The organism is Polyangium sorediatum (assembly GCF_029946465.1).
Lineage (GTDB): Bacteria > Myxococcota_A > Polyangia > Polyangiales > Polyangiaceae > Polyangium > Polyangium fumosum.
On sequence record NZ_JARZHI010000021.1, the window covers coordinates 143,428 to 170,306 of the forward strand.

Sequence of the window (26,879 nt, forward strand, 5' to 3'; positions counted from 1 at the left end):
ATTACGGTTCGCTTCCGGGGGGTTGCTCGCGGGAGCGGCTCCAGAAGGCGACGACGTCGTCCGGCGTTTCGCGGTCTTTCAGGACGGAGAGGGTTTCTCCGTCATAGCCGAGGACGAGCGGCAGGCCGCGGCTGCAATGGCGCGACCACATGCCGAGCGTGTAGGCGCCGACGTCGTGGAGGACCACGAAATCGCCCGGATCGACGCGGGGGAGGGCGAGGCCTCGGGCGAGGACGTCGCCCGAGAAGCAGAGGGGACCGACGATCGTGACGGGCTCCGTGGGGCCGCCCTTGGGCCGCCCTTCCGCGTCGAGGACCGCGATTTCGTGGTGCCATTCATCCGGGCGATAGGCGCGCCGGACCAGGAGATCGGCGCCGAGGTGGATCACGGCGAGGCGCTCGTCGCCGGCTTGCTTGACGTATTCGATGCGGCTCGCCGCCCAGCCGGCCGTCGCGTGAATGGCCCGGCCAAACTCGGTCACGAGCCGGAGGCCGCCGGCGAAGAGCCCGGGGGTGGTTTCCTTCAATGCATTCACGTACGCGGAGAGCGGAATCTGCGTGTCGTCGGGCCGATACGCGACGGGGAGGCCGCCGCCGAGATCAAAGGTGTGGACGCGGCCCGGCGAGGTGCGCGCTTCGATCTCGGCCCGCAGCGAATCCACACGTCGCACGCCCTCGACCAGGGTTGCGAGCGGCATGCCTTGCGAGCCCACGTGCACGTGCAGCGCGCACAGGAAGGGGTGCGCCTCGAACGCGGCGATGATCTCGTCCCGGCGTTCGATCGGGACACCAAACTTCGAGGCGCGGGTCGCGACGCTGGTGAGCGCGATCGAGCCCCCGCCGACCTGGGGATTGACGCGCAGGCCGATATGTGCGGGTTTGGTTTGTCCGATCCTCGACGCAATGCGATCGAGCTCCTCGAAATTGTCGACGTTGATCGGGACGCCGTGCGCGAGGGCCCAGGCGAGCTCGTCCTTCGTCTTCGCGGGCGAGTCGAAGACGATGCGGGAGGGCGGGCAATCGGCCGCCATCGCGAGGCGGACTTCTTCGAAGGAGGCGGCTTCGAGGCCCGCGCCCGCCGCGACGAGCGCGCGGAGGATCTCGACGAGGGGGTTCGCCTTGACCGCGACGGCATGCAGCGTGCCCTCGGGGAAACACGCGTCGAGTTCGGTAAGACGCGCGCGGACGCGGCCGAGGTCGTGGAAGAGCGCGGCCGGCGTGTCCTCGCGAAAAAAGCCGGCGGCGATGGCGCGCCGGAGCACGGACGAGGCGTCCTCTACGTGGGTACGTTCGAGCCAGCGACTCATCGCGCTCGTGGTAGCCGTCGGGCCCGCTACGTCAAGCGGCGCTTGCCGGTTGCAGGGAGGACGCGAGCGCTGTATCGAGCGACCATGACCGCGCTGCCCGAAGGGTTCCTCGCCGCCGTCGCCCGCGATTTCCCAGCCGATTTCTTCTCGGTTGATCCTTCCGATCTCGCCACGTTCGGCCGCGACTGGACGAAGGTGTACGAGCCGCGCCCCGCAGCCGTGGCGTTGCCGCGCACGACGGACGATGTGTCGCGCCTCCTGAAGCTTTGTACGGCATTTCAGGTGCCGATCGTGCCCTCGGGTGGACGGACGGGGCTCGCGGCGGGCGCGGTGGCGGCAAAGGGAGAGGTCGTGGTGTCGCTGTCGCGGATGCGGCGGATGGACGCGGTGGACGTGCTCGGCACGACCGTGCGCGTGCAGGCCGGCGCGGTGACGGAGGATGTGCACCTGCACGTGGGCGCGCACGGCCTGACCTGGCCCGTGGACTTCGCATCGAAGGGATCGAGCCAGGTGGGCGGGAACATCGCCACGAACGCGGGCGGCGTGAAGGTGATCCGTTACGGGCTGACGCGGCAGTGGGTGCTCGGGCTCGAAGTGGTGCTCGCGAACGGCGAGGTGCTCGAGCTCGGCGGCGCGCTGGAGAAAAACAACACAGGGATCGATCTGCGGCAGCTCTTCATCGGGAGCGAGGGGACGCTCGGGATCATCACGGAGGCGACGCTGAAGTTGACGCGGCTGCCCGGCAAGCTCGACGTGCTCCTGTTCGCCGTGCCAAACCTCGCGGGCGTGCTCTCGCTCTTCCGGGAGGCGCGTACGGGGCCGTTCGTGATCACGGCGTACGAGTTTTTCACGGAAAAGTGCATGGCGCGGGTGCGGCGGCACCGGAGCGTGCGCGAGCCGCTCGCGACGCCGAGCGATTATTACGTGCTGCTCGAAGTGGAGCGGGCCGAGCCGGACGCGCTCGAAGCGTGGATCGGGTCGCTGTTCGAGCGAGGCGTGGTGACGGACGGGACGCTCGCGCAACACGCGGGCGAGGCCGCAGCGATCTGGACGCTGCGCGAGGCGATCAGCGAGAGCCTGAGCGCGACCGGGATGCCCCACAAGAACGACATCGCCTTGCCGATCCAGGAGCTCGAAGGCTTCTGCGCGGAGCTCGAGCGCGTGTTCGAGGCGCGTTATCCGGGCTGGGAGATCGCGCTGTTCGGGCACATCGGCGACGGGAACCTGCACGTGAACGTGATGAAGCCCGACGCGCTGGCGAAAGCGGCGTTCCTCGCGCGGACGCACGAGGCCGATCACATGATGTTCGATCTCGTCCGGAAATACCGTGGATCGATCTCGGCGGAGCACGGGATCGGGCTCCTCAAGAAGGACTACCTCGGGTATTCGCGATCCGGGACCGAGATCGAGATCATGCGCGCGATCAAGCGGGTGCTCGATCCGCTGGGGATCATGAATCCGGGGAAGGTGTTTTAATAGACGACGCGCGTCCGGATGTTCGAGGGCAATGCCTCGAGCCGGCGGCTCACCTCGGCGGAGACGTCCTGCTCGAGGTCCATGATGAGGTAACCAATCGCGCCTTCGGTCGCCAGGAACTGGCTGTCGATGTTGGCGTTGAGATCGGCGACGACACGGTTCACGTCGCGGAGCACGCCGGGCACGTTCCGGTGCACGTTCAAGATACGGTGCGTGCCCTTCACCGGCGGGAGCTCGACCTGCGGGAAGTTCACCGAGCCCGTCGTCGCGCCCATCGTCGCGAACTTGCCGAGCACCGCCGCGACTTCGCGCCCGATGGCCTCCTGCGCCTCCTCCGTCGATCCGCCGATGTGCGGCGTGAGCAGGACGTTCGAAAGGTTCTGGAGCTCGGTCTTGAACTGATCCGTGTTCGACTCGGGCTCCTCGGGATAGACGTCGATCGCCGCGCCCGCGAGGTGCCCGCTCTTCAGCGCCGCGACGAGCGCCGGGATGTCGACGACGGTGCCGCGGCTCGCGTTGAGCAGGTAGCTGCCCTTGCGCATCTTCGCGAGCTCGGCCGCGCCGATCATGTTGCGCGTCTCCGGCGTCTCGGGCACGTGCAGCGAGACGAAGTCGGCCTCGGCGAGCAAGGCCGCGAGCGAGGGGACCGAGCGGTTGTTGCCCATCGGCAGGCGCGCGGCGATGTCGTGGTAGAGCACGCGCATGCCGACGGCCTCCGCGAGCACGCCGAGCTGGCGGCCAATGTGCCCGTAGCCGATGATGCCGAGGACCTTGCCGCGGACCTCGTAGCAATTCGCGGCGACCTTCTTCCAAACGCCCGTGTGGACCTCGCGCGAGCGATCGCCGAGCTGGCGGGCGAGCAGGATGATCTCGCCGATCATGAGCTCGGCGACGCTGCGCGTGTTGCTGAACGGCGCGTTGAAGACCGGCACGCCGCGGGCGTTGGCGGCGACGAGGTCGACCTGGTTCGTGCCGATGCAGAAGCAGCCGATGGAGAGCAGGTCGTGGGCGTTCTCGACGACGCGCGCCGTGATCCGGGTCTTGCTGCGGATGCCGAGGAGCTGCACGCCCGGGAGGGCGGCGATGAGCTCGTCCTCCTTGAGCGCGCTGCTCTTCTTGGTGATGGCGTAGGTGCGCCCCTCGCTGAAGGCGTGGAAGGTCTCCGTGGCGCTCGGGTGGATGTTCTCGAGCAGGAGGACCTGGATCGTGTCGCGGGGCAGCTCGGCCGGGGCAGGCGTGGTCATGGCGCGTCCTCGTTCGGGGGCGCCTTCTCTACCGCATGGGCGGGCGTAGGCCAGCCGGAAAGCTGCCCAACCCGGGGCGGGCGTGCACTCGGTGGCTCTTGGCTCGACGCGACGTTTGCACGACGTGCATAGAAACTGGTAAGAAAATAGCCATGCAACGTGTCGTTCTCTTCTCGGCCGCGACGGCCGCGATCTTCGTCGCCTGCGCGGCGCCTCCGCGTTTCCAGGACATGCGCACGCCGTCGGGCGAGTTCTGCACGGACATGCCCATCTTCGCGGGCAAGACCCAACCCGACAGGGAGTTCCACCGCCTCGAGCCGGTGCAGAGCGAACCTGGAGCCCGCACCGAGCCCGAGCGCCTGCGGTCGCTCCGCAAGTCCGCATGCATGGCAGGCGGCGACGCCGTCATCGAGGCGATCGAGGAGGAGATCCGCCTGCCCGACGCCTCGTACGGAAAGGTCGCCACAGGGACGGCGATCGTCTGGATCCGGCGCGAAGGATCCTCGTCGAAGCCGATCGACATGGGCGCCCATTCCGAGGCGGACAAGGGCGCCGAGCCGGTGCCGGCGGCGGATCCGAACCCGCCGAAGGAGGCGACGCCCATCAACACCGCGGCCGAGGTGAAATCGGCCCCGGCGCCGCAGCCGACCGCAGCGGCGACGCCCGCCACGACGGCCGCCGCGCCGACGCCGACGCCCACGACGTCGGCGACGGGCTCGACGTCGACGACGAAGACGAAGACCACGACGAAGACCACGACGAAGAAGTAGCCCGCCGCAAGGCAACGGGAGACGAGGTCGCGCGCGAGCCTCCGCAAGGGGAGGGTCGCTCGTGGCCTCGTTTCGTTTGTGCACCAAAAAATCGCGGGCACTCGCGGCGCGCGCGAGCGAGCGAGATCGTGAGGGAGGGCGGGGGAGGGGGCGCGGGGCCTCGCTCCGTTCGTCGGAGCGAGGCCTCGGGGATCAGCGCGGCGCCGTGGGGTTCGGCGTGGTGGGCTTCGCGGGCGCAGGCGGCTTCGCAGGCGCGGCGCCGGGCTTCGGCGCTGCGGGCGCAGGAGCGGCACCAGGCTTCGGCGCTGCAGGCGCAGGCGCGGCGCCGGGCTTGCCCGGTTTGTCCTTGCCGTCGGCCGGTTTGTCCTTGCCGTCGGCCGGTTTGTCCGCGCCTTCCTCCTTCGGCGCCTCGGGCTGCAGTTGCTCCCCGGAGCGCGGGAGGGTGCTGCCAGGAAGGGTCGGATCCTTCGTGTCGAGCACGCCGTTCCCCTTGGGAAGGATGCCGCCGCTCGGCAAGGTGCTGCCGCCGTTCAGCACGCCGTTGCCGTTGATCACGCCCTCGCCGTCGAGCGTCTTGTCGCCCGGCGAGAGGACCGTGCCGCCGCCGCCCACGGCCGTGCCGGGCGCGCTGCCCTGGCCCTTGATGCGGAAGACGACGCGGCGGTTCGTCTGCGTCATGAACTTGCAGTCTTCTGAGAGCTCTTCATCCTTCCCGAGGCACATCGAGTCGTCGTAGATGGGTTTGGAGTGACCGTACCCCTTCGCGGTGAGGCGCGAGGGATCGATCCCCCTCTGGATCATGTACGCCCGGACGCTCTCCACGCGGCGCTGCGAGAGGTTGTGGTTGTACACGTCGCCCGCGCGCACGTCGGTGTGGCCCTCGATCTCGACGGCGCGGATCTCGGGGTTGTCCCGGAGGACCGTGATGACCGCTTCGATCACCTTCTTCGAATCGTCGAGGATGATGTCCTTGTCCGTCGCGAAGTGGACCTGATCGAGGATCTTGATCTCGTCCCCCTTCACGAACGCGCCGGGACAACCGCCGCGGCCGCCCGCGAGCATCGGGCACTTGTCGTCGCGATCGGGGACGCCGTCCTTGTCGGAGTCGGAGTCGGGGCAGCCCATGTTCTGCGGGACGCCCGGCAGCTCGGGGCAATGATCCGCGTCGCCGATGAGGCCGTCGTGATCTGGATCCTCGCTGTCGACCTGCTTCAGGCGATCGATCTCCTGCTGCTCACGCGACTTCGAAGGTTGCCACGTGAGCCCCGCGAACGCGCGGAAGACGGGCGCGCCGAACCCGCAGTTCGCGCCGAACGTGCCGCCGACCGTGAGCGAGAAGCCGCTCGCCCACTGCCAGCGCATCGCCATGAGCGCCTCGGCCGGGACCTGCGAGGGGCTGTCCGGGAACTTCACCATCGAGACGCTGCCGTACACGCCGCCGAGCACGGACCAACCCCAGCGCTGCACGACGTACATCTCCGCGCCGATGCCGAAGTTCGCCATGTCGCCGACCTTCGTCCCGGCAAACTGTCGGTCGGGCCGGAACCAGACGCCGCCGTTTGCCGTGACGAGCAGGCCGAAGTTGAAGCGATAATCCGCGACGAGCCCGAGGCCGCCGGAGACGGCGCCGTCGCTGGCGAACGCGTTCTGATCCCCCGTGGGCAAGTTCAAGTTGCCCGTGACCGCCATGCCGAAGCCCTCTTTGATTTGGGCTTTCCGGTTCAGGTAGGGGATCGCAATCTTTGTGTTGAAACGAAGATCGCCGAGCGCGCTCGGCGAGATCTCGCCCTCGGTGCCGAGCGGCCTCAGGTTGTCGGACATCTGCCAGGCGACCAACGGCATCGCCATCGTGATGTCGAAGATGTCGTAGAAGCCGATGCCCGCGAGGGCCGTGACCTGAAGGCGCGCGCCGACGGCGCGGATCTGTTGCCCCGTCGTGATCGCCGCGACCGCGAGGGGATCGAGGCCGATGTCCGTGTAGATGCCGAACGTCGGCGAGAGATGGCTGACGACCTCGGATTTCTGGATCATCACGAGATCACGCGGGGCCGCGGAGGGCCGGAAGGTCTGCGCGTCGAAGCGGCCTTCTTCGGCGGCTTCCGCGACCACAGGCGCCACGGCGAGCGTCGCGAGCGAGAGCAAGAACGAGATCGATCGCTTCACGACTCACCTCGGAGGGTTGAACGGAGGCGGCGGCGGCCAAGCAGGCCAAGGACGGAGAGGACGAGCAATGCGGCTCCGGGCGCGCCACCTCCATGTCGACCGGGCCGTGCTGAGCATATCGTGGCGAGGGTGCCACCGCAATCGACGCCGTCGGGCATCGGGCCGAGCGCGCACTCCTTCGCGGTCTCCGTCTCGTTCCAGCGGCAGTGGTCGCTGCCGAGGCAGTCGACATTGGTCTTGCACGAGGGCGTGCAGGTGTTCGAGGAGAGGTTGCAGGTGCCGCCGCAGGGGCAGTGCGAGTCGGCATAACAAGCGACGCAGGCCGTGCCGTTGCAATAAGGCGTCTCGGAGGAGCAGGTGAGCATGCAGCCCGTGCTGACCGTGCAGGTGTGGGTCGCCGTGTCGCAGGTCGAGCCCGCGCCGCATTGCGCGTCGTCGACACAACGCACGCACGCAGCGGCGGCGGCGTTCTGGCCGGAGCAGAAGGGCGTGTCGCCGCCGCAGCTATCGCAGCGCAATCCGCAGCGTTTGTCGCGGGTGCAGGGGGTGCAGGTGCCGCTGAGGCAGAAGGCGCCCTCGCCGCAATCCATGTCGTGGCGGCACTCGGCGCACGCGGTGCCGACGGGGCCGGGCAGGCAGAACGGATAGCGGGGCTGGGCCGTGCCGTTGACGACGATGACCTCGAGCGCGGTGCAGTTGACGCAGCCGTCGCCGCAGCAGGTCGGCGTGTTGTTCTCGGGGAGCGTGCCCTGGCAGCGGCCGACGGAGAGGTTGCAGATGCCGCCGCCGCACTCGGCGTCGGTCGTGCACTCGACGCAGCTCGGGTTGCCGTTCGGCTCGAGCGGGGCGCACTTCATCTGCTGGCCGTTCGCGCCGTCGGGACAGCAGTTGCAGGAGGCGCCGGCGCACTCGGCGCTCGTCGCACAAGGCTCACACTTGTTCTCGATGCACGCCGCGCCCTTGGGGCAGTCGGAGCTGTCGTTGCACTCGTCGCAGGTCTTCGTGTCGGGGTTGCAGGTGAAGCCGCCCTTGCAGTCCGCGTCGGTGTCGCAGGCGCCGCACTGGACGTTGCCGTTGATGTTCACGCAGAAGGGCGTGTCGGCGCCGCACTTCACGCAGCTCGGGCCGCAGAGATTGTCGGTGTCGCAGGGGGCGCAGAGGGCGGCTTCGTTGCAGTAGTACCCCGCGTCGCAGCCGTTGTTGCCGGGCTGGTTGACGAACTCGCGCTTGCACTGCTTGCAGACGCCGAGGTCCGGGTACGCGGGCGTGCCGCTGAGCGTCTGGAAAAACATGGTCGCAGGGAAGAGCGTGAAGCCGAGGTCGTTCAGCTTGGTGACCGGCGGGGCGTTCGCGGGGCGCTCGAAGTCGGTGAAGGGGCCGACGAAGTATGACATCTCGAGCGCGGCGTGCTCGATGAGCTCGACGTAGAGGATCTCGACCGGATAGAGGCCCGCCTTCTGGAAGGTGACCTGGTTCGTCAGGCGGTACGTCGCCGCGCCGAACGCCGGAGGCCGGAACACCACGGAGTAGCCGACGGCGCTCTTGTCGTAGATCGTCAGGCTGACGGCGTCGTCCGAGTAAAACCCGAAATGGATCGGCTGGTTGACCAGATCCGCGGTCACGTTGAGGAAGCCACGGATGCGGGTGCCGAACGACGTTGTGGTGTCGTTCAAGAAGAAATCGCAGCCGCCGGTTTTGCACCCCTGATTGAGCGCGGCGTCGACGAAGTCACCGTAGCTCAGCGCCTGGTTCGCGGCGTTGTTGTTGGACAGGTCGAGCAGCGTGCGGATGGTCTGCTCGACGCGATCGGCGGCATGCACCTCGATGAACGAGTTGACCGCGCCGTTGTAATTGTCCGGAGCGTTCAGTCCGAAATCGGCGTTGGGGTTCGTGGCGATCGCCGAGGCCGCGCAGAGGCCCGTACCGAGGCCGTCGATGGGATCGTCCACGCCCTCTGGGATCGTGACCGGCGCGGCGCTCGCGACCCGGGGAGCCATCGCGAGGAGGGCGACTGAAGCAAGGAGGATTCGTCTGAGTTCCATGTCACCGTCGGCCTTCGCGCCGCACTCCGCGGCACTGCCGCGGACCCTACCACGGACCGCGTGATCCGTACAAGATCGCAGGCTTACGGCGCAGCCCGAGGACGGCCGCGGAGGACAGGGGATCGTCGACCGTCGTCGTCGGATCCGTGCGCGTCAGAGCCACTCCGGTCGTACGCGTTCGTATGAATCTTCGCCGGAGCGGCAGAGCTGGGCGAGGTAGCCGACGCGCGGCAGCTCGGTGCGAATCCAATACTGGGCGGCCGAGGCGATGCCGTTGTAAAAATCGTCATCCTGCGGGCGATCCTGCTGGTTTTTTTGCGCCGTGGCCGCGAGGCGCAGCCACGTCCAGCCGATCACCATGGTGGAGGCGAGGTCGAGGTAATCAGCGCTGTGCAGGAGCATGCCTCGGACGTCTCCCTGTGCGCCGAGCGCGCCGAGGTGGAGCGTGACCTGCCGCATGGCCATCGCCGCGCCCTCGACGCGCTGGACGAGATCGGGGTGGACGCCCGCGTCGCGCGCGCCGTCGCAGGTGGCCGCGATCTCTTCGAGCAGCGCGCCGAACGCGGCGCCGCCGGCCGCGATGACCTTGCGGCCGAGCAGGTCGAGCGACTGGATGCCCGTCGTTCCCTCGTGGATGCTGTTGAGCTTCTGATCGCGTAGCCAGGCCTCGGGGAGGTATTCGCTCGTGTAGCCGTAGCCGCCGAGGACCTGCACGGCGAGCGCGTTCGACTCGAAGCCACGCTCGGCCGGGAAGCTCTTGGCGATGGGCGTGAGCAGGTCGAGCAGCATGGCGGCGCGCGCGCGGGAGGTCTCTTCCGTGGCATGCTCGGCGAGATCCGAGAGGCGCGCCGTGAGGCCGAGGAGCGCGATGCTGCCCCACGCGATGGCCTTCTGGCGAAGGAGCATGCGGCGGACGTCGGCGTGCTCGAGGATGGGGACCTGCGGCGTGCGCGGATCCTTGTCGCCGAGCGAGCGGCCCTGGGGCCGGGTCTTCGCGTATTCGAGCGACTCGTGGAACGCGACCGAGGCGGTCGAAGCGCCATTCATTCCAATCATGAGCCGCGCCTCGTTCATCATCTGGAACATGTACGAAATGCCCCGGTGAGGCTCGCCAACGAGATATCCGTGGCAATCGCCCGCCTCGCCGAAATTGAGGGCGAGGCTCGGCAGGCCGCGCCAGCCGATCTTGTGGATCACGCCGGCGACCTCGACGTCGTTCGGGACGAGGCCGCCCCGCTCGGAGCGGAGTTTGGGGATCGCAAAGAGGCTGACACCCTTGATGCCGGGCGGCGCGCCGTCGATGCGGGCCAACGTCAAGTGGACGATGTTCTCGGTGAGGTCGTGATCACCACCCGAGATGAAGATCTTCGAGCCTTTGATGAGGTAATGCCCGCCCTCCGCGGGCGTGGCGCGGGTCTCGACGTCGCTCAAGCTGCTGCCGGCCTGGGGCTCGGTGAGGGCCATGGTGCCGGTCCACTCGCCGCGATAAAGCCGGCTCATGAAGCGCTCTTTGAGTTCGTCCGAGCCGAAGGATTCGAGCAAGCGAGCAGCGCCCGTGGTGAGGCCGAGATACCCGTACGCCGAGAGGTTCGCCGCCATGAGATAACTCGCGGCGAGGGAGGCGACCGTGAGCGGGAGCATCTGGCCGTACGCGTCGGGCGGGCGCGTGGCCGAGAGGACGCCGAGCTCGACGAGGCGCGGATAGATGTCGTGCATGGCGCGGTGGACCCGCACGCGGCCGTTTTCGAGGCGCGGCGGGGCCTCGTCCATCGGCTTGTACGCCGGGAAGAGCAGCTCGCGCGCGAGCCTGCGCGCCGTGCCGAGGTAGATCCCCACGGTCTCGGGCGTGTGCTCGGCGAAATCGGGCAGGGCGAGCAAGCCTGCGAGGTCGAGCACCTCGTAGAGGAGGAAGTCGACGAATCGATCGCTGACCAGGGGGTTCGTGGACGACATCGCGCGGCGCACGTGATGCCAGCCGCGAGGCGGTGTCAAGCGTGGGGAGCATACGCGGACGCCGTCGCGGCGGCGGCGCGCGGGGCGAGCGACGTGGGCACGATGAAGGAAGGATCGATCGGAGTGCCATTCACGAGCATCTTGAACGCCGCGTACCGCGGGGCGCGCGACTCCCAAAGCGTGAAGCCGAGGGACGCATGCCGGAGGTCCTGCACCCAGGTCGCGATGTGCGCGTCCCACGCCGCGCCGAAGCTCGGGAGCGCGCGGGCGAGGCGATCGAACTCGGCGATGGCCTCGTCGTGGTCGCGGATGATACGCCGCACGGCCTCGAGCATGGTGAGCCCTTGCTCCTCGCGGAGCGCGAGGATGACGTTGACGTAGCCCGAAGCCCAGTCCTTGCCGAGGCTCCAGATGTCGTTGCCGAAGCCGACGATCTTGCCGGAGAGGGTCTTCAAGGCGAGCGCGGTCTCGTGGGCGTGGAAGTCCGGCGGGAGCTCGATGCCCCGCGCGTATTCGAGGAGGTAGCCCGTCGCGGCCATTCCGATGGTGTCGATGCGCGAGCGGAGCGCCTCTTCGTACGAGATGTGGGCGAGCCCCGCGCGGCGCTGCTTCGAGGTGCGCGCTTCCTTGAGCGCGGCCGTGCTCCAGGTGTCCATGGCCTCGCAGAGGGTCGCCATCCAGGCGGGGCTCATGGTCGTGGCGAGCTCGCGGAGCAGGGCCGACCACGTGGCGCCGAAGAGGGTGGTGACGCCGGAGGCGCTGGGCTCGAGGACGGCCGGGCCGCAGAAGGGGAAGGTGCGCTCGCGGCCCTCGACGTCGACGTCGTCCCAAAGCAGCCAGAGCGAGAGGTATTTGGCGAGGAGCAAGAGCTCGCGCGGGGCCGCGAGCGGGAAGGGCATGCCCGCATAGTCGGCCGGCGCGAAGGTGCGGACGATCCAGATCGAGCGCTCGCCGAAGCCGAGCTCGCGGAACCACGCGAGCGTCTCTTCTTCGATCCGCGCCGCGTGCACGTTCACGAGCGGATCGGGCCACCAGTGGCGCGGGATCCCGAGCGCGAGGTCCGGCGCGTGAGGCGCCGTGATTTCCCTGGCAGGACAAACCGTGATGGTCTCGTCGGGCCGTTCCTTGGCTGCAAGCATGATCGCCCCCCCAAAGCGCTCAAGCGCTGCGCTGCAATCTCTCTTTCCGTTTGACCTCGGCGAGCCAGGCGCGCGCGTCCGCTTCGCGGTCGAAGAACTTGATCTGCCCGCGCAGATCCACGTGGAGCAATCGAATCGCCTTCGTGATCATCGACACGACCACGCGGAGGTGAAAATCGGCGCCGAACACGGCGGTGGCGCGCGGGTTCAGGGCCAGCATGCCGCCCACGGCGTGGCGCCGGACGAGCTCCGTCACCTGTCCCGTACGAGACAGATCCACGAGCAAGTCGACGGGCTCGTGCCGCCGCATGGTCTCTTCGAGCGCCGCGTTCATCCGCGCGACGATGTCGGCGTCGAGGTCGCCGACATACGTCACGAAGCAGGTGTTCGGCGGCTCGAAGCACATCCGGCTCGAACCAAAGTCGTATCGAATTCCTTGTTCCTGCATGGCTAGAAGCACGTGAGAGCCTTTCCACAACAAGGCCAAGCGCCTAGGTCGCCCACCCCCAGGGGTGCACGCGTCATGCCCGGGCAGCTTGGTCGATCAAGACACCAGGGAATCCACAGACGGTCGGGAAATTCGCGCGAGCCAGATTGCAGCCGTGCATGCATTGCATGCGAGCAGGATTCCGTCGTGCGGCGTGGATACGGCATGCACACCGCATCCAGCGGCGACGTCCCGGAGAGGCGGGCCATTTCGAGCAATTCGGGCTCGTTTTGGGAGGCGCGACGTCCCGGGTGCGCGCCGCATTCCAAGGCTCGGCGGACGGGGACGAATTCGTCAATCGGAGGGTGACGCGACGTTCAGAACGTCCACTGAAGCGCGCCGCCGCGCGGAGAGACGAATACCTGCGGGCGCGCCCACGACGGTTGCTCCGAGATCGTTCGCCCACCGACCACGGCGATGGGGATGCCAATCAACATGCCGAGGCCGCCGCCGAGGATCAGGCCGAGCGACGCCGAGCGCTTCTCTGCCGCGGGACAGTCGGTGCATTCGGTTTGCGGGAGATCCGCCCGGATCACGAGCCCCGTGACGACGCCGAGCAGCCCCGCGCCGGCGAGGATCGTGCCGACGTAGAACGCCGTCGGGCTCGCCATTTTCGTCGGGGTCTCGGACAACTCCCGCTGTTCGATCGTGTAGGTCGTGGGTCCCGGGCGCGGGGGCGGCGGCGCGGGAGGAGGTGGCGGGAGGGCTTCGGGTTCGTCGCGGGGCACCCAGCCCGGTGGTTCGTCGGCGTGTGCGGACGAGGCGGTGAAGGAGGCGAAGAAACAAGCAAGGAGAAGGGGAGCGAAGTTTCGGCGCATACGATGGAGCGTACCGGGCGCGGGCGCGGAGGCAATGCGAGGGCCGGTTCTAGACGCCGCTCCACGCCTTCCAGAGGTCGAGGATCCGCATGTGCAGCGGGACCGCCTCGAGGAAGGTCCGGGCGTAGGCCGGATCCGCGATGCGCGCAGCGCGGGTGAGGAGATCCGCGCGGGCGTCTTCGATCGTGGCGCGGGCCTCGCCGTGCTTGTCGACGGCCCAAAGGGCTTCGGCGCGCGTGAGGACGATGCGCGCGTGGGCGCTCGTGTGCCGCATGCCGATCTCGGCCGTCTGTGCGAGCGCGCTCTCGGTGAGCTCGACGGCGCTCGCGGGACGGCCCTCGGCGAGCTCGAGCGCTGCGTGGCCCGCGAGCGCCCATATCCGCCCGAGCGGGAGGAGCTCGACGAGCGGCGCGACGGCCGTGAGGAGGCGCCGAGCCGCGTCGAGGTCGCCACGACGCAGATGCGCTTCGAGGATGAAGTACTGCACGCTCACGCTGATCACTCCCTCGCTGTGCGTGGCGGCCTCGTCCGCGACGGTGGTGCCGAGCGTGATGGCCTCGTCCAGCGCGCCGCGCTCGACGAGGAGCCCGGCGCGGAAGCAGCCGGCGAGGAGCGCGGAGACGCTGTCGGCCGACGCGATCGCGAGGGCGAGCTCGAACTCGCGTTCGGCCTCGTCGTACGCGCCGAGCAGCACGAGGTCGAGGCCCACATGGGCGCGGAGAAGCGGCAGGAACCGTCGATCGCCCGAGACCATGAAGTTCGCGATGGCCTCGCGCTCGATGCCGAGCGCCGTGTACGGATCCTGCTCGGCGTACCTATGCCAGTAGCCGCGGGCGTAGCCGAAGCGGCCGGCGACGGACGGATCACGGGCGAGGAGAGGGCCGACGACCTGCTCCATGCGGCGCAAGAAGCGCTCGGCCATGGCGCGTTCGCCCATGACGAGCTGCGAGATGATCGCAGAGCTGTAGGCGAACGAGAGCGCGGGGATGGCGTCTTCGGCGGGCTCGATGCGGTAGAGCTCGCCCATGAGGGCGTCGAGGGCGTCTTTCTTGCGCAGGAGCAAGGCGCTGCCCAGGGCGGCGCCGAGCGCGCGGCCGTACTCCTTGCTGCCAGAGCGCGCGCTCTCGAGCGCCTCCATGGCCGCCTCGTAGGCCTTCGCGGAGGAGCTCGTCCAGTTCCATGCGTCGGCGCGGATCGCGCGGAGCTGGGCCACGATGTCCGCGCGCGGGTTCGCCACGAGGCCCCGATCCGTGAAGCTCACGGCCGCGGAGAAATCACCGGCCGAGAGCGCGAGCTCGGCCGCGGCCGCGAAGAACTCGGCCGAGCGCTCCATGTCGCCCGAGCTTTCGAAGTGATCGGCCAGGATCGTCGGGTCCGTCTCGCCCGACGTGAGCAGCCACTCGGCCGCGAGCGCATGTCCGCGCCGGCGATCACGCTCGGTGAGCATCGCGTACGAACCCTCGCGTACGAGCGCATGGCGGAAGGCATACTCCTCCTCGCCGAGGAAGCGGGTCTCGCGGCGGCGCACGATGAGCTCGCGCTCGCAGAGGCGATCGAGCAGACCGACGCGGCCGTTCGGCAAGGACGCGTCGCCGATGAGCGCGGCGACGCCGCCCCACCAGAACGACTGGCCGAAAACGCTCGCCGCGCGCAGGACGCGCCGCGCCTCGGGTTCGAGCGAGAGGAGGCGCGCCTCGACCATGCCGAGCACGGTCTCGGGCAGATCACGGCCGCGGCCCTCGGCCACGGCGCGGATGAGCTCTTCGAGGTAGAAGGCGTTGCCCGCTGCGCGATCGACGAGGCGCTGGATCTCCTCCTCGCACATGACTTCACCCAAGAAATGCTGGACGAGCCGCTCGGCCGCGCGGCGCCCGAGCTCGCCGAGGCGCACTTCGAGCAGCTCCCGATCGGCCCAGATCTTCGGGAAGAGATCGTGCAGCTCCGGCCGGGCGAGCGCGAGCACGGCGAAGCGGCGCTCGCCCTGCACCGCGAGCGCCGCGTCGACGAGCTTGATCGATGCGCGGTCGCCCCAGTGCAGATCCTCGAGGACGACCACGAGCGGGCGCACGACCGAGAGCGCCTCGACGAAGTCGATCCACGCCTCGCGGATGCGATCGGCCATGAGCGTGGCGTTCTGGCGCGCGGCGCGGAGGTCGGGGCGCTCGTCGCCCGCGGGCGCGCCGACCATCTCGCCGAGGAACGCCGTGACGCGGGCGCGATCGTCGCCTTCGATGTAGGTCGCGACGAGCGCTTCGAGCTTGAGCCTGCGCGAGGCGACGGGCTCGCCGATGCCGATCTGGGCCATCGTGCGGATGGCGGAGCCGAGGATGGAGAAGGCCGATCCCGCGCCGATCGGATCGCCGCGGCCGATGGCGATTGCGGGCTCCACGGCGCCGCGGCGGAGCTGCTCGACGAGCTCGTGCCGCAGGCGTGACTTGCCCATGCCGGGCAGGCCGAGCACGACGGCGACGCGCGGCTTGCCTTCGTCGAGGCCCTCTTCGAGGAAGTCGCGCACGCTGCGGAGCTCACGCTCGCGGCCGAGGTACGGGCTCGGCTTGCCGAGCAGCGTGCGCGTGCCCGAACCGACCTCGCGCTCGCCGCGCAGGAAGATCCCGTCGGCGCCTGCGCTCACGTCGAAGCGCACGTCGAGCAGGGCTTGTGTCGAGGCGTCGATCCGCACGGCGCCCGCCTCTTCGCCGAGATCCAGCAGGGCGGCGGCGCGCTTCGAGATCGAGCCGAGCGCGAGCCCGTGCGAGGTCTCCTCGCGCCCCGTGACGAGCACGATGCGGGCCTCGGGGGCGAGGGCGCGCAGGCGGAGCGCGGCGCGGGCTGCGCGTGCGGCCTGATCGGTGGGGTTGCCGCGACCGACGAGGCCGAGGAGCAGCGCGCCGCCGTCGATCTCCTCCACGCGGGCGCCGAGCTTCGCGATCTCCTGCTCGATGGCCACGATCCGATCCCGCGGCAAGAACCGCGACGGCGCCTCCTTGCCGTCGGGGAGCGAGGGCGGCAGCGCGGCGACGATGCTGAGCAGTTGCCGTTCGCTGTCGGTGATGACCTCCGCGGAGGCCGTGTGCACGGGCGTGGCGTTGCCCTCGACGGGGCCGAGCGCGACGAGCGCGCGCAGGGCGGCGCCTGCGTCGGAGGGCCGGCTCGCCACGTCCTTCGAGAGCATGCTGGACACGAGATCGTCGAGGGCCTGGGGCACGTCGGGGCGCAGGTCGCGCACGCGCGGGGCCTCGGCGAGCAAGAGGCTCGCGAGGATCGCGAACGCGTGCTCGCCGTCGAAGGCGGGCTGCCCGGTGAGGCACTCGAAGAGCACGGCGCCGAGGGAAAAGACGTCCGCGCGCGCGTCGACGCCGGCCTTGTCGGCGCGCGCTTGCTCGGGCGCCATGTAGCCCGGCGTGCCCACGATCGTGCCGGTGAGGGTCAAGCGACCGCGACCTCGATCCCGCGCGACGCCGAAGTCGAGCACTTTGACGCGCTCGATCTCGCCGCGCTCGAGGAAGAGGTTGCTGGGTTTGATGTCGCGGTGGACGACGCCGCGCGCGTGGGCCGTGGCGAGGGCATCGGCGACGCGCACGGCGAGCGTGATGCACTCTTCGAGGCGCAGGCCTTGTCGGCCGAGGCGCGCGGCGAGGCTCTCGCCTTCGAGCCACTCCATGGCGAGCCAGGGGGCGCCCGTGGGGGCGACGCCGTGATCGACGTAGCGCACGATGTGCGGGTGGCCGAGCGCCTCGAGCACGCGGGCTTCTTGCGCGAGCCGTTCGCTGTTCGAGAGCTCCGATGCGCGGAGGAGCTTCACGGCGACGACGTGTCCGGTCTGGAGATCCTCGGCGCGATACACTTCCCCCATGCCGCCCACGCCGGCCAGGCGCTCGACACGGAAGCGCTCACCGATGATGTCCCCAGGGCGCATGCGCGAACCAGGATTCTGACCCGGGAGCCTCCGGGAGCCAAGCAGAGGCGCGTTGCGCGCGTGTGAAGGTGACCGAGGACCCGCGCGCGCCGCGTCCGAAATGGAGTTTGCCTTGACAGGGCGCGAGGATCGTGCGTGTGGGCCGGCTTCGAAAGATCCGCCGATTGGATCAAAAGCCCCGCCCTGTCGTGCTTTGGCGGAGATGGCTACTTCTTGCTTGCCGGCGGTCCGATGACCGTTGGTCCAAGGAGAGCGCGTGATGAAAACGGACGAGCACGGAAAACATGCGGTGATCTTCGAGCGCGAGCGTGCATTGCAGTACGACAGCCAGGTGCGCCTCTCGATAGTGGGCTACGAGGCCATGCACCAGGTCGCCGCGGAGGTGCTCGTCGCGGCGCTCGCGGACCAGAAGGCCGCGTCGCTTTTGATGGTCGGCATCGGGACCGGGAGCGAGGTGAAGCCGTTCGCGCGCTACGCAGGATCCGCCTTTCAATTCACGGGCGTCGATCCCTCGCCGGAGATGCTCGACATTGCCAGGGAGAAGCTCGAGGCGGCAGGCCTGCTCGAACGGACGAGCCTTCATGCCTGCGAGCTCCGTGATCTCCCGCGCGGGCCCTTGTTCGACGGCGCGCAGATGATCGGCGTCCTGCATCATCTTCCGGATGACGATGCGCGTATCGCGCTCCTGCGGGAGATCGCCGGGCGGCTCGCGCCGGGGGCGCACTTCGTGATCGGTTGTCGGGTTGGAGATGAGCCGCTGCTCAGGGCCGTCGAGGAGCAGCGGATCGTATTGAATGGCAAGCCGCCCGAGGTGGTGGAGCACCGACGGAAGGCAATGGCATCGCTGCGGATCCCGGCCTCGGATGCCGAGGTCTTCGCGCTCCTGGCCCAGGCAGGCTTCACGGCGCCCCGCTTCATCTTCGGCGAGCTTCAGTTCCGCGTCTGGGTGACGCGCTACGAGCCATCCTCGATCGGTGCGTGAACGACGCCGCGCGCCCTGCGGCTATCGCCACTGCGTCATGATTTCCACCAGCCGATCGAGATTGTAGGGCTTCTGCAGCACGGGCCGGCCGCGATCGGACTCGCGCAGCCCTGCTTTCCCATATCCCGTCATGAAGACGAACGGGAGACCCCGCTCGGCGAGGATGTCGGCCACGGCATAGACCTTCTCGCCGGCGATGTTGATGTCCAGTCCCGCCCCATCGATCACCGCCTCGCGGGCCAACCGAAGCGCGTCCTTCATGTTCGAGGCCGGGCCGATCACCTCGCAGCCGAGGTCGGTCAGCGCGTCTTCGAGGAACGAGGCAATCAAGGCTTCATCCTCGACGATGAGGACACGGAGTCCCTGCAGCACGCCCGCATTCTTGGGATCCACGGTCATCATGCGGCTACGCGCTCCAAGGGCAGGTCCATCACGCAACGCACGCCCTCGGGCAGGAATTCGAGGTGCACTTCGCTTTCGAGCTGGCGCCCGAGGTCACGTTCGATCAGGCGCGAGCCGAATCCCTTGCGGCGTGGCACCCGCACCGGCGGCCCGTGCATCTCCTGCCATTCCAGGTGGAGCCGCCGTTCGGCCGCGCAGGTGTTCACGTTCCACGTGACCTGGACGTGACCGGACGGCAGCGACAACGCGCCGTACTTGGCCGCGTTGGTCGACAATTCGTGGAAGACCATGCCGAGCGTCACCGCTGCCTCCGGGCGGAGGCGCACATCCTGACCGGCCAGGCTGAAGCGGCCGGCGTCGCCATTGGCGTGCGGCGCCAGCTCGGCGCATACGATATCGCGGAGGCTGGCGCTCTGCCAGGAGGTCTGGTTCAAGAGGTTGTGCGTCTGGGACAGGGCCAGCAGCCGGGCCATGAAGGCTTCCGTGAAGGCCTTGGGCGAATCCGCCATGCGCAGCGTCTGCGCGGCGATTGCCTGCACGATCACCAGCGTGTTCTTCACCCGATGGTTCAGCTCGTTCAGCAAGAGCTTCTGGAGCTCCTCCGCCTGCTTGCGCTCGGTCAAGTCGAGGACGAACGCCACCCCCTCGCTCTCCGACCCCTCGAATCGTGCAACGCCGAGCAGCACCGGGATGCGGTTGCCGTCCTTCCGGAAAAATTCTTTCTCGAAAGGACCGAACTGGCCCGTCAAACGCACTTGCTCCCGCGCCCGCTCGTCGACGGCGTGATGCTCCGGAGGCGTGATCTTCATCCAGTCGAGGTTTCCCGAGACCAGATCCTCCCGGCTATAGCCGATGAAGCGCAGGAATGCATCGTTCGCGTCCGTGATCCTGCCATCCAGGTCCCAAAAATTGATCCCGATGATGTTGGCGTCCACCAGGCGTCGGATCCGCGCTTCCCTTTCCCGCAGCAAAAGCTCCGCCCGCTTTCGCTCGCTGTTTTCTTGCTGGAGCAGGGTATAGAGGCGCGCATTCTCCAGAGAAATGGCGGCCTGGGAGGCCAAAAGCTCCAGCATCGCGATCCGGTCGGCGGTGAAGACACGCGGGGTCAGGTTGTTCTCCAGATAAAGCATGCCCACCAGCGTGCCTTGCTTCACGAGGGCGAGGCAAAGCACGGAGCGGGGGCGCCGCTCGCGCACGTAGGCGTCCTCCGAGAACAGGTTGGGCGCGGCCGCGTCGTCGAGAATCACGGTCTCCCGCGTGCGAATCACGTAGTGCAGAATGGCCGTGGGAAGATCGGCCGGGGTGATGGGCGCCTCGCGCAGGGTGACCTCGACCCGGTCGCGCACGGTGACGACCTCGGCCTCGATGTCGCATTCGGCGCCATGGGGGCGGATCAAGAGGCCCCGCTCGGCGCCCGCGTGCTCGACCGCTATCGACAGCAGCGTCTCGATGAGCCGGTCGAGGACGAGCTCCCCGGAGACGGCCTGCGAGGCTTTGAGCACGGTGGCGAAATCGAGCTCCGCGCGCGAGGCGTCGAACAAGGCGGGAGGCCCGGGCGCGCCCCGATCCTGCTGCCGGCGCGTCGTCTCGCGCGGGAGGAGGTGCGGGAAGTCTCTCTCCAGGCGCTCCGTGACCCGAAAAGCGCCCCACCGAGCGTAGAGGCGATGCGCCTCGGTCATGTAGGCGTACGCCAAAAACTCCCTGCCGAGATCGATGTAATGGCGGGCGCAGAGCTCGCTGGCCAGCGCCGCGTCATGCAGGAATCGCCCCTCCCGCGCGGCGGCGATCCCGCGATCGTACAGGGCGCCCGCGCATTCGCGCCCCTCCACCCGGGCGAGCTCTGCCTGCAGGATCAGGCTGCGGTGGCGGAAGCTCGCCGGGCCGAGCTGCGCCCAGGACTCCACCTTGTGCGCGCCTTCCCTGAGCCTCGCGAGGTACGTTTCCCTGAGCGCTGGGGCGGCAGCGTCGGCGGCCCGCGAGAACGAAAGCGCGCCATAAAAAGAATAGCATGGGCTCGCGTGCCATGCCGCGAGCATTCCCAGGCTCTCCGGGTCGGTCGAGCCCCATCGCTGCGCCACCTCCTCGTACGCGCCCTGAAAGACGCCGGCGAGGACCTCGAAGATGTTCAAGAAGTAAAGGGACGCCTGGTTGTTGATCCTGCGGGCCTCCTCGGCGACGGCGTCGATGTCCGCCCACGCCGCGTGCGTCCGTTCGCCCTCGGACGTCGCGCAGAGCTTTTCGGCGACCTGCGCGACGGCCCCGACCATCCACGTGATCGCATTGAATTTATCGAGCTTGCACAGCGGCAGATACTGCTTCGCCTCCTCGAGGATGTCGCGCAGGTGTGCCCCGCGGAGCAGGCTGTTCACGGTCGCGTTGCACGTGTTGTAAAAGGCCCAGATGTATTGCCCGGTCTCGATGCCGGCGTGGATGCCCTTGCGCAAGGAAGCCTTCGATTCCTCGTAGGTGTCCTTCCAGTGCTGGACCCACGCTCCCCACATGTTGCACAGCATGGATTCGGACTTCTTGTCCGGATGGATCTCGTTGAGGCGGACCGCCGCCCGCCCGAACGCATATCCCTTCTCGATCTCGTGCCTGGCGCACAGGACCGTCCCGAAATTCACGTACGCGTAGATCGAATTCTTCGAGACACCATGCTCGATCGAATTCTGTAGCATCCGCATCACCGTGATCTCGAAATTGTTCGTCCCGAGCTGATAGGTAGGCGAAAACATCTCTTGCAGGACATCCTGCAGGACGGCGATCTCGGGATCGTTCAGCGCGGGCAGGTCGACGAGCGATGCAATCGGGCGGTCCCCGATCATGGCGATCGTCCGTTCGAACTCGGCGGTGAGCATGTCGTCATCGGGGTAGGGCGGCAAATGGATGTCGAAGGCCCGCAGGGCCGCGAGCCCCTCTTCCAGGGCAGCAGGCAGATCGTTTTCGAGGATCTGCACGTTCATTTTCAGGCGCCGCACTTCGGTCTTGTGGAGGCGTCCCCTCGCATGGTCGATGCAGCCCGCGAGGGTCGCGAGCGCGTCGTCGTGCCGCCCGCAGAGCGACTCCATCAATCCTTTTTTCGTGTGATAGACGAACGTCAGCTCGTACGCGGAGGTCCACGCGTCCTCGGGCAACATGGCCATGCCATGCTCCAGGTACTTCAACGCCGCGGTGAAGGCCGCCGACTCCTCGGCTCGCCCCGCAGCCTCGAGGTTGAGCCTGGCCGATTGCATGCGCTCGTGCGGGGCCCGGATCAGGTCGCCCGCGCTGTTCAAGTGATTGACGATGTCGAATAGGTTGCGCCCCTCGGCGAGGTCCAGCTTGCCGAGCAGGAGCTTTGCGATCCGGTCGTGGAACGCCGGTCGGTCTCCCTCGGGAATCAGCGCGTACGCAGCCTCCTGGATCTTGTCGTGCGCGAAGCGGTACTGCTGGTCGGCGCTCACGATCAACCCTTCCCCGAGGGCTTTGTCGAGGCTCCCGTACGTCTCCTCGGGAGGGCGCTCGCTGACGGTGTTCAGCACGTCCAGCGCGAACATGTTGCCGATCGCCGAGGCCAGCCGCAGCACCTCCTGCGTCGCCTGCGACAGGCGCCGGAGGGTCTCCACCATGAGGCTGAGGACGTTGTCGGTGCACCCGAGCCGCGCGATTTGCGGCAGGTCCCAGCCCCAACCCGCCTTGGGATCGAAGACGAGCACCTTCGTCTCGTAAAGGTGCCTCATGAACTGCTTGACGAAGAACGGGTTGCCCCCGGTCTTTTTCAGAACCGCGCTCGCGAGCGGAGCTCCGTCGGTGACCTGGAGGCTGTCGTTGATGAGCTCGATCAAGTGGACCCGCCGGAGGGGCTCGAGGACGATGTTCACCACGCCGAGTCCGCCCTTTTGAAGCTCCTTCAGCGCGACGAGGAAGGGATGTGTCGGGCTCACTTCGTTGTCGCGATACGCACCACAAAAGAGGAGTGATTTCATGTCCTCGTTCGCGAGGAGGGCCGTGATCAGGCTGAGGCTGGCCGAATCCACCCATTGCAGGTCGTCGAGGAACATGGCCAGCGGGTGGGCGTGGCTGGCAAACACCGAGACGAATGTTTGGAAGTAGAAATTGAATCGATTCTGTGCCTCGATCGGTCCGAGCGCGGGGACGGGCGGCTGCTCGCCGATGATGTGCTTCAGGAAAGGGAGGACGTCGCAGAGCACCTGACCGTTGCTCCCGAGGGCGCTCCGGATGGCGTCTCGCCACGTCGTGATTCTCTCCTCGCTTTCAGAGAGGAGCTGCTTGATGAGCGCGTCGAACGCCTGGACGATGGCGCTGTAGGGCGTGTCGCGGTTGTGCTGGTCGTATTTCCCGCTGATGTAGTAGCCTTTCTCGCGCGCCAGCGGCTTCAGGATCTCCTGGACGAGAGACGATTTGCCGATGCCCGAATAGCCCGAAACGAGGACGATCGCGCGCTTGCCCTGGAGCACGTCGTCGAACGACGTGATGAGCTTTCGGATGTCCCCTTCGCGGCCGTAGAGCTTCTGGTGGATCTGAAAGAGATCTCGCCTGTCGTACTGGCCGGGGCGGAAGGGCCCGATCCTGCCGGTGCGCTCCCATTGCGATCGACATGCTTCCAGATCGGCCTTCAGCCCATCGGCGCCATGGTAGCGGTCTTCCGCGTTCTTGCTGAGGAGCTTCATCGTGATGGCCGAGAGCGCGTCGGGCACCTCGGAATGGATGTCCGAGGGGGGAGCCGGCTTCACGGCCATGTGAGCGTGCATCAGTTCGAGCGGATCCGCCGCCTCGAATGGCTTTCGCCCGGCGAGCATCTCGTAGAAGACGACCCCGAGCGAATACATGTCGGTGCGGTCGTCGACGCTGCGATTCATGCGGCCGGTCTGCTCGGGGGATGTGTAGGGGAGCACCTCCGAGAGGACGCGGGGGCTGTAGATCGCTTCTTTTTCACGCGTCACGATGGAATCGACGCCGAATCCCGTGAGTTTTACCTGACCTCTCGCGCCGAGCAGGATGTTCGGAGGCCTCACGTCGCCGTGGATGACACCACACCGGTGGATGTCGACCAGGGCTTCGGCCATCGAGACGGCGGCGTCCAGGAACGCGCGGAGGTCGAGCTTGCCGGGGAGCTTCGCGGACAGCGCGGTGCCCGGGAAACACTCGGTGATGAGCATGAGCCCCTCCTCGTGCTCCTCGACATCGTGGACCTTGACGATCCTCTCCGAATCGATGCGCTTGATGATGCCGTAGGCGTGCTTGAACCGCGTGATGTCGGCCATCCGTGCGGAGTCGATATGCAGCACCTTCACCGCCACCTCGACGCCGTCGGCCTCGCGGTAGGCCCGGTACGTGACGGATCCTGCGCTCTCGCCGGTCTTCGCGATGACGCGATACCCTTGGATCGGAACCATTCCTGGTTCGGTCGAAAGGTGCGTCATGGGGAGGCCCTCTGCATGGCCCGATGCCGAGCAGGCGCCAGCGCCCTCGCGGAGGCAACCCTCCGAGCAGGAACGACGCGTCGACAGGGAAGCGGAACAACACACGGCGCGAGCGTTCTGGTCCGCAGGTACGACGGTCGGGGCAGATCGGCCGCAATGTCGTATCTCCGAAGTTCCCCCATATCGCATGCCTACAAACGTCCCTCCGCGCTGTCAACGTGGGCCCGCGGATAGGAAAATCGAGCGATTGCACCGCATCCACGCGCCCCATTTTCGTAAGGCGCCTCGTTCCCCCGTCGCCGGTCGTCGTCCGGAGATGGCAAGGATTTCTTCCGCGCGCGGCTTCCTCGAATTCGACGGCGCGCCAGACGGGCGAGCTTCGCGCCGGGAGGCCGAGGCTGCCCGGCGCATCGCAAGGACGCACGTCTGGCGCGTGCCCATCCCCGAAGCTAGACGAGCAGACGGGACGCCCCATGCCCTCTGCCCTCGAAGCCCGCGACATCCGCGTGATCCGCGAAGGACGCACCCTCGTCGACGGCGCCAGCCTCGTGGTCTCGTACGGCGAGAAGGTCGCGATTGCGGGCGCCTCCGGCAGCGGGAAGAGCACGTTTCTTCGGGCGATGGCGACGCTGATTCCGATCGACAGCGGGCATGTACTGCTCGACGGGGTGGATGCGATCACGCTGCCTCCGACCCGCTTTCGGACCCGCGTCGCCTATCTGCCCCAGGCGCCGCCGATGCTGCCTGGCACCGTCGCGGACAACGTGGCTGCCGGGCCGGCGCTACGCGGCGAGGCCCTCGCGCCCGAGCGGCAAATCGAGCTCTTGCGGGCCGTAGGGCTCGACGAAGCATTCCTCACGCGCGGGGCAAGCGAGCTCTCGGGCGGAGAACGCCAGCGCGTCGCGCTGGCCCGCGCGCTCGCCAACGAACCGAAGGTGCTGCTCCTCGACGAGCCCACGGCCGCGCTCGATCCAGAGACGGCCCTGCAGGTGATCGAGCTCGTCCGCAGCATGGCGACCGCAGGGCGCGGCGTGGTGATGGTCACGCACATCGCGGCGCACGCAGAGGCGCTCTCTGGGAGGCGTTACGTCTTCCAGGCGGGGAAGCTCGTGGCCGTCGCGGAGGGGCCGTGAGCTACCTCGAGATCCCGCTGCCGCGGCTCGTGATGACGCTCGGGCTCGTCGCGCTGGCGATCCTCGCCTCGCGCTGGAAGCGGCTCGACCTCGAGCGTGACCTCGCTTGGGGCGCGCTGCGCGGGGCCGTGCAACTTCTCGCCATCGGTCACGTGCTGCTCCTGCTCTTCAAGCACGAGCGGCCGGAATGGGTGGCGCTGGCCATCTCGGGGATGCTCGGCGTGGCCGCAGCGACCAGCGCGCGGCGCGTGGAGCACGGGCCCTCGGCACGCACGCTGTTTCCTTATGCGCTTTTGGCCATCGTGCTCGGCTCCGTGGTGGCGCTGGCCCCGGTCTTCATCTTCGTCGTGCCTCTGCACCCGATGTACGAGGCGAGATATCTCGTGCCCATCAGCGGGATGATGATCGCCAGCGCCATGAACGTCGTGGCACAGGTCTTCGAGCGCATCTTCGCCGCTGCGCATGCACATGCGGGCGAGATCGAGCAGCTCCTCGCGCTCGGGGCGACGCCCGAGCAGGCGCTCGCCCGGCACGTGCGGGCCTCGGTGCGCGCCGCGATGATCCCCACCATCAACAGCCTGCTCACGGTCGGGCTCGTCGCGCTGCCGGGGATGATGACGGGTCAAATCGTGAGCGGCACGGCGCCCGAGCAGGCCGTGCGTTACCAGATCGTGATCCTGTATCAGCTCGTCGCCGTGGCTGCGGTCTCCGGGGTGCTCGCAGGGGAATTCGGAAGGCGCCTGCTCTTCACGCCGCACGCCCAGCTTCGCCTGCCCAAGCGCGCGCCGGCGAGCGACATGCAGGCGTAGCGCCGGGGTTTCACCCCGGGCCCCGACCAGGGGTTGTCCACCCCTGGACCCGGACCAGCCAGGGGCTGGACCCGGGGTCGATGAACTGCGCGATGCGCAGTTCATCGAACAGGCCCGGTCAAGACCAGCAGCGACGTTGCCAACCGAGACAGGCGCGCGGCCTTCCAGCGGGCCGGTGGCAAGACCATGGGGAGGTTCGCTGGCGTCGGTTCGAGGAGCTGCGCGATGCGCAGTTCATCGATGAGGCCGTGTCTTCAAGCCTGGGGGCCGAGCGAAAAGGCGACGTGCACGTGTGTGCGAGAGATGGGGGCATGTGTCCGAAGAGACGACGTCGAGCCTCCGGAGGTACGAGGCCGTGCCTTGGAGACACGAGGCCGTGCCTTGGAGGAACGGGGACGTGTCTCTGGGGCGTGCCCTCGACCCTCCGGAGGTACGAGGCCGTGCCTTGGAGGAACGGGGACGATGGAAGGGGCGGCGGGCTCGTGGCTTCGAGAGATGGGCACGATGCGGGAGACCATGGGCTCATCGCCCGAAGACTTACGACCCCATCACGTGGAGGGACGGAGCCGTGCTGTTTGGAACGTGAGGCCATCGCGTCACACCACGACGTCATGCGACGAGGCGTTGGCCGTCGACCTGTCCGCGCTGCGGCCTTTGGTAGACAAGATCACCATTGGCCTTTGACCGGTGGCGGCGTTCCCCCACCAAGACAGCCGCGCTACGGCTTCTGCTGGCACCCCGGCCTCTTCGTCGGCCTGTTTGAAAAACTGCGCACCGCGCAGTTTTTCAACCCTGGGTCCAGCGCCTCGCTGGTCC

The 26,879-nt window shown here is 68.0% G+C and carries 17 protein-coding genes; 5 read left to right on the forward strand and 12 right to left on the reverse strand.

What is annotated here, in order from left to right:
- Nucleotide 1: 1 nt before the first annotated feature.
- Nucleotides 2–1,306 carry a type III PLP-dependent enzyme domain-containing protein gene (locus tag QHF89_RS23795; RefSeq protein ID WP_136969815.1) on the reverse strand — a complete coding sequence of 435 codons (1,305 nt, stop codon included), beginning with the start codon at nt 1,304–1,306 and terminating at the stop codon, nt 2–4.
- Nucleotides 1,307–1,390: 84 nt separating this feature from the next.
- Here QHF89_RS23795 and QHF89_RS23800 point away from each other — a divergent pair, with 84 nt between their 5' ends.
- Complete coding sequence (locus QHF89_RS23800; RefSeq protein ID WP_136931064.1) at nt 1,391–2,782, forward strand: FAD-binding oxidoreductase; 1,392 nt, start codon at nt 1,391–1,393, stop codon at nt 2,780–2,782.
- Here QHF89_RS23800 and serA read toward each other — a convergent pair.
- Nucleotides 2,779–4,026 carry a phosphoglycerate dehydrogenase gene (serA, locus tag QHF89_RS23805; protein WP_136931063.1) on the reverse strand — a complete coding sequence of 416 codons (1,248 nt, stop codon included), beginning with the start codon at nt 4,024–4,026 and terminating at the stop codon, nt 2,779–2,781. The two genes, QHF89_RS23800 and serA, sit on opposite strands and share 4 nt — an antisense overlap.
- A 152-nt stretch (nt 4,027–4,178) precedes the next feature.
- On the opposite strand from serA, the gene QHF89_RS23810 reads away from it, so the two are divergent.
- On the forward strand, nt 4,179–4,796 hold the full coding sequence (locus QHF89_RS23810) for a hypothetical protein (protein WP_284720869.1): 618 nt from the start codon (nt 4,179–4,181) through the stop codon (nt 4,794–4,796).
- A gap of 192 nt (nt 4,797–4,988) precedes the next feature.
- On the opposite strand, the gene QHF89_RS23815 is transcribed toward QHF89_RS23810, so the two are convergent.
- From QHF89_RS23815 to QHF89_RS23845, 7 genes are all read right to left on the reverse strand, one after another.
- Nucleotides 4,989–6,959, reverse strand: a complete 1,971-nt coding sequence (locus QHF89_RS23815; protein ID WP_136969816.1) for an OmpA family protein — start codon at nt 6,957–6,959, stop codon at nt 4,989–4,991.
- Nucleotides 6,956–8,956, reverse strand: a complete 2,001-nt coding sequence (gene traA / locus QHF89_RS23820) for an outer membrane exchange protein TraA family protein (protein ID WP_136969840.1) — start codon at nt 8,954–8,956, stop codon at nt 6,956–6,958. The genes QHF89_RS23815 and traA overlap by 4 nt, the downstream gene beginning before the upstream one ends.
- A gap of 198 nt (nt 8,957–9,154) precedes the next feature.
- The gene (locus QHF89_RS23825) at nt 9,155–10,954 is read right to left on the reverse strand and encodes an acyl-CoA dehydrogenase C-terminal domain-containing protein (RefSeq protein WP_136969841.1); all 1,800 of its coding nucleotides are present in this window, start codon (nt 10,952–10,954) and stop codon (nt 9,155–9,157) included.
- A 35-nt stretch (nt 10,955–10,989) separates the two neighbouring features.
- Nucleotides 10,990–12,093, reverse strand: coding sequence for a terpene synthase family protein (locus QHF89_RS23830; RefSeq protein WP_136969817.1), 1,104 nt, complete (start codon nt 12,091–12,093; stop codon nt 10,990–10,992).
- A gap of 19 nt (nt 12,094–12,112) precedes the next feature.
- Nucleotides 12,113–12,541 (reverse strand): SpoIIAA family protein, encoded by a 429-nt coding sequence (locus QHF89_RS23835; protein WP_136930887.1) that lies wholly within the window; start codon nt 12,539–12,541, stop codon nt 12,113–12,115.
- A gap of 356 nt (nt 12,542–12,897) precedes the next feature.
- Nucleotides 12,898–13,398, reverse strand: coding sequence for a hypothetical protein (locus tag QHF89_RS23840; protein ID WP_136969818.1), 501 nt, complete (start codon nt 13,396–13,398; stop codon nt 12,898–12,900).
- A gap of 49 nt (nt 13,399–13,447) precedes the next feature.
- Nucleotides 13,448–17,314, reverse strand: coding sequence for a protein kinase domain-containing protein (locus QHF89_RS23845; RefSeq protein WP_136969819.1), 3,867 nt, complete (start codon nt 17,312–17,314; stop codon nt 13,448–13,450).
- 259 nt (nt 17,315–17,573) lie between these two features.
- Here QHF89_RS23845 and QHF89_RS23850 point away from each other — a divergent pair, with 259 nt between their 5' ends.
- Entirely contained in the window at nt 17,574–18,296 is a 723-nt protein-coding gene (locus QHF89_RS23850) for a class I SAM-dependent methyltransferase (RefSeq protein ID WP_136969820.1), read from the forward strand.
- 21 nt (nt 18,297–18,317) lie between these two features.
- Here the strand turns inward: QHF89_RS23850 and QHF89_RS23855 are convergent, their stop codons facing one another.
- Nucleotides 18,318–18,698 (reverse strand): response regulator, encoded by a 381-nt coding sequence (locus tag QHF89_RS23855; protein ID WP_211365415.1) that lies wholly within the window; start codon nt 18,696–18,698, stop codon nt 18,318–18,320.
- Entirely contained in the window at nt 18,695–24,121 is a 5,427-nt protein-coding gene (locus tag QHF89_RS23860) for an AAA family ATPase (protein ID WP_136969821.1), read from the reverse strand. The genes QHF89_RS23855 and QHF89_RS23860 overlap by 4 nt, the downstream gene beginning before the upstream one ends.
- A gap of 473 nt (nt 24,122–24,594) precedes the next feature.
- Between QHF89_RS23860 and QHF89_RS23865 the strand changes: the two genes are divergently transcribed.
- Together QHF89_RS23865 and QHF89_RS23870 are read left to right on the forward strand one after the other, a co-directional pair.
- Nucleotides 24,595–25,254, forward strand: a complete 660-nt coding sequence (locus QHF89_RS23865; protein ID WP_284720871.1) for an ABC transporter ATP-binding protein — start codon at nt 24,595–24,597, stop codon at nt 25,252–25,254.
- Nucleotides 25,251–26,063 (forward strand): ABC transporter permease, encoded by an 813-nt coding sequence (locus tag QHF89_RS23870; protein WP_136969823.1) that lies wholly within the window; start codon nt 25,251–25,253, stop codon nt 26,061–26,063. Before QHF89_RS23865 ends, QHF89_RS23870 begins: the two co-directional genes overlap by 4 nt.
- 596 nt (nt 26,064–26,659) lie before the next feature.
- On the opposite strand, the gene QHF89_RS23875 is transcribed toward QHF89_RS23870, so the two are convergent.
- Nucleotides 26,660–26,879, reverse strand: a 220-nt coding sequence (locus tag QHF89_RS23875) for a hypothetical protein (RefSeq protein ID WP_284720872.1), incomplete at its 5' end; no start/stop codon positions are given.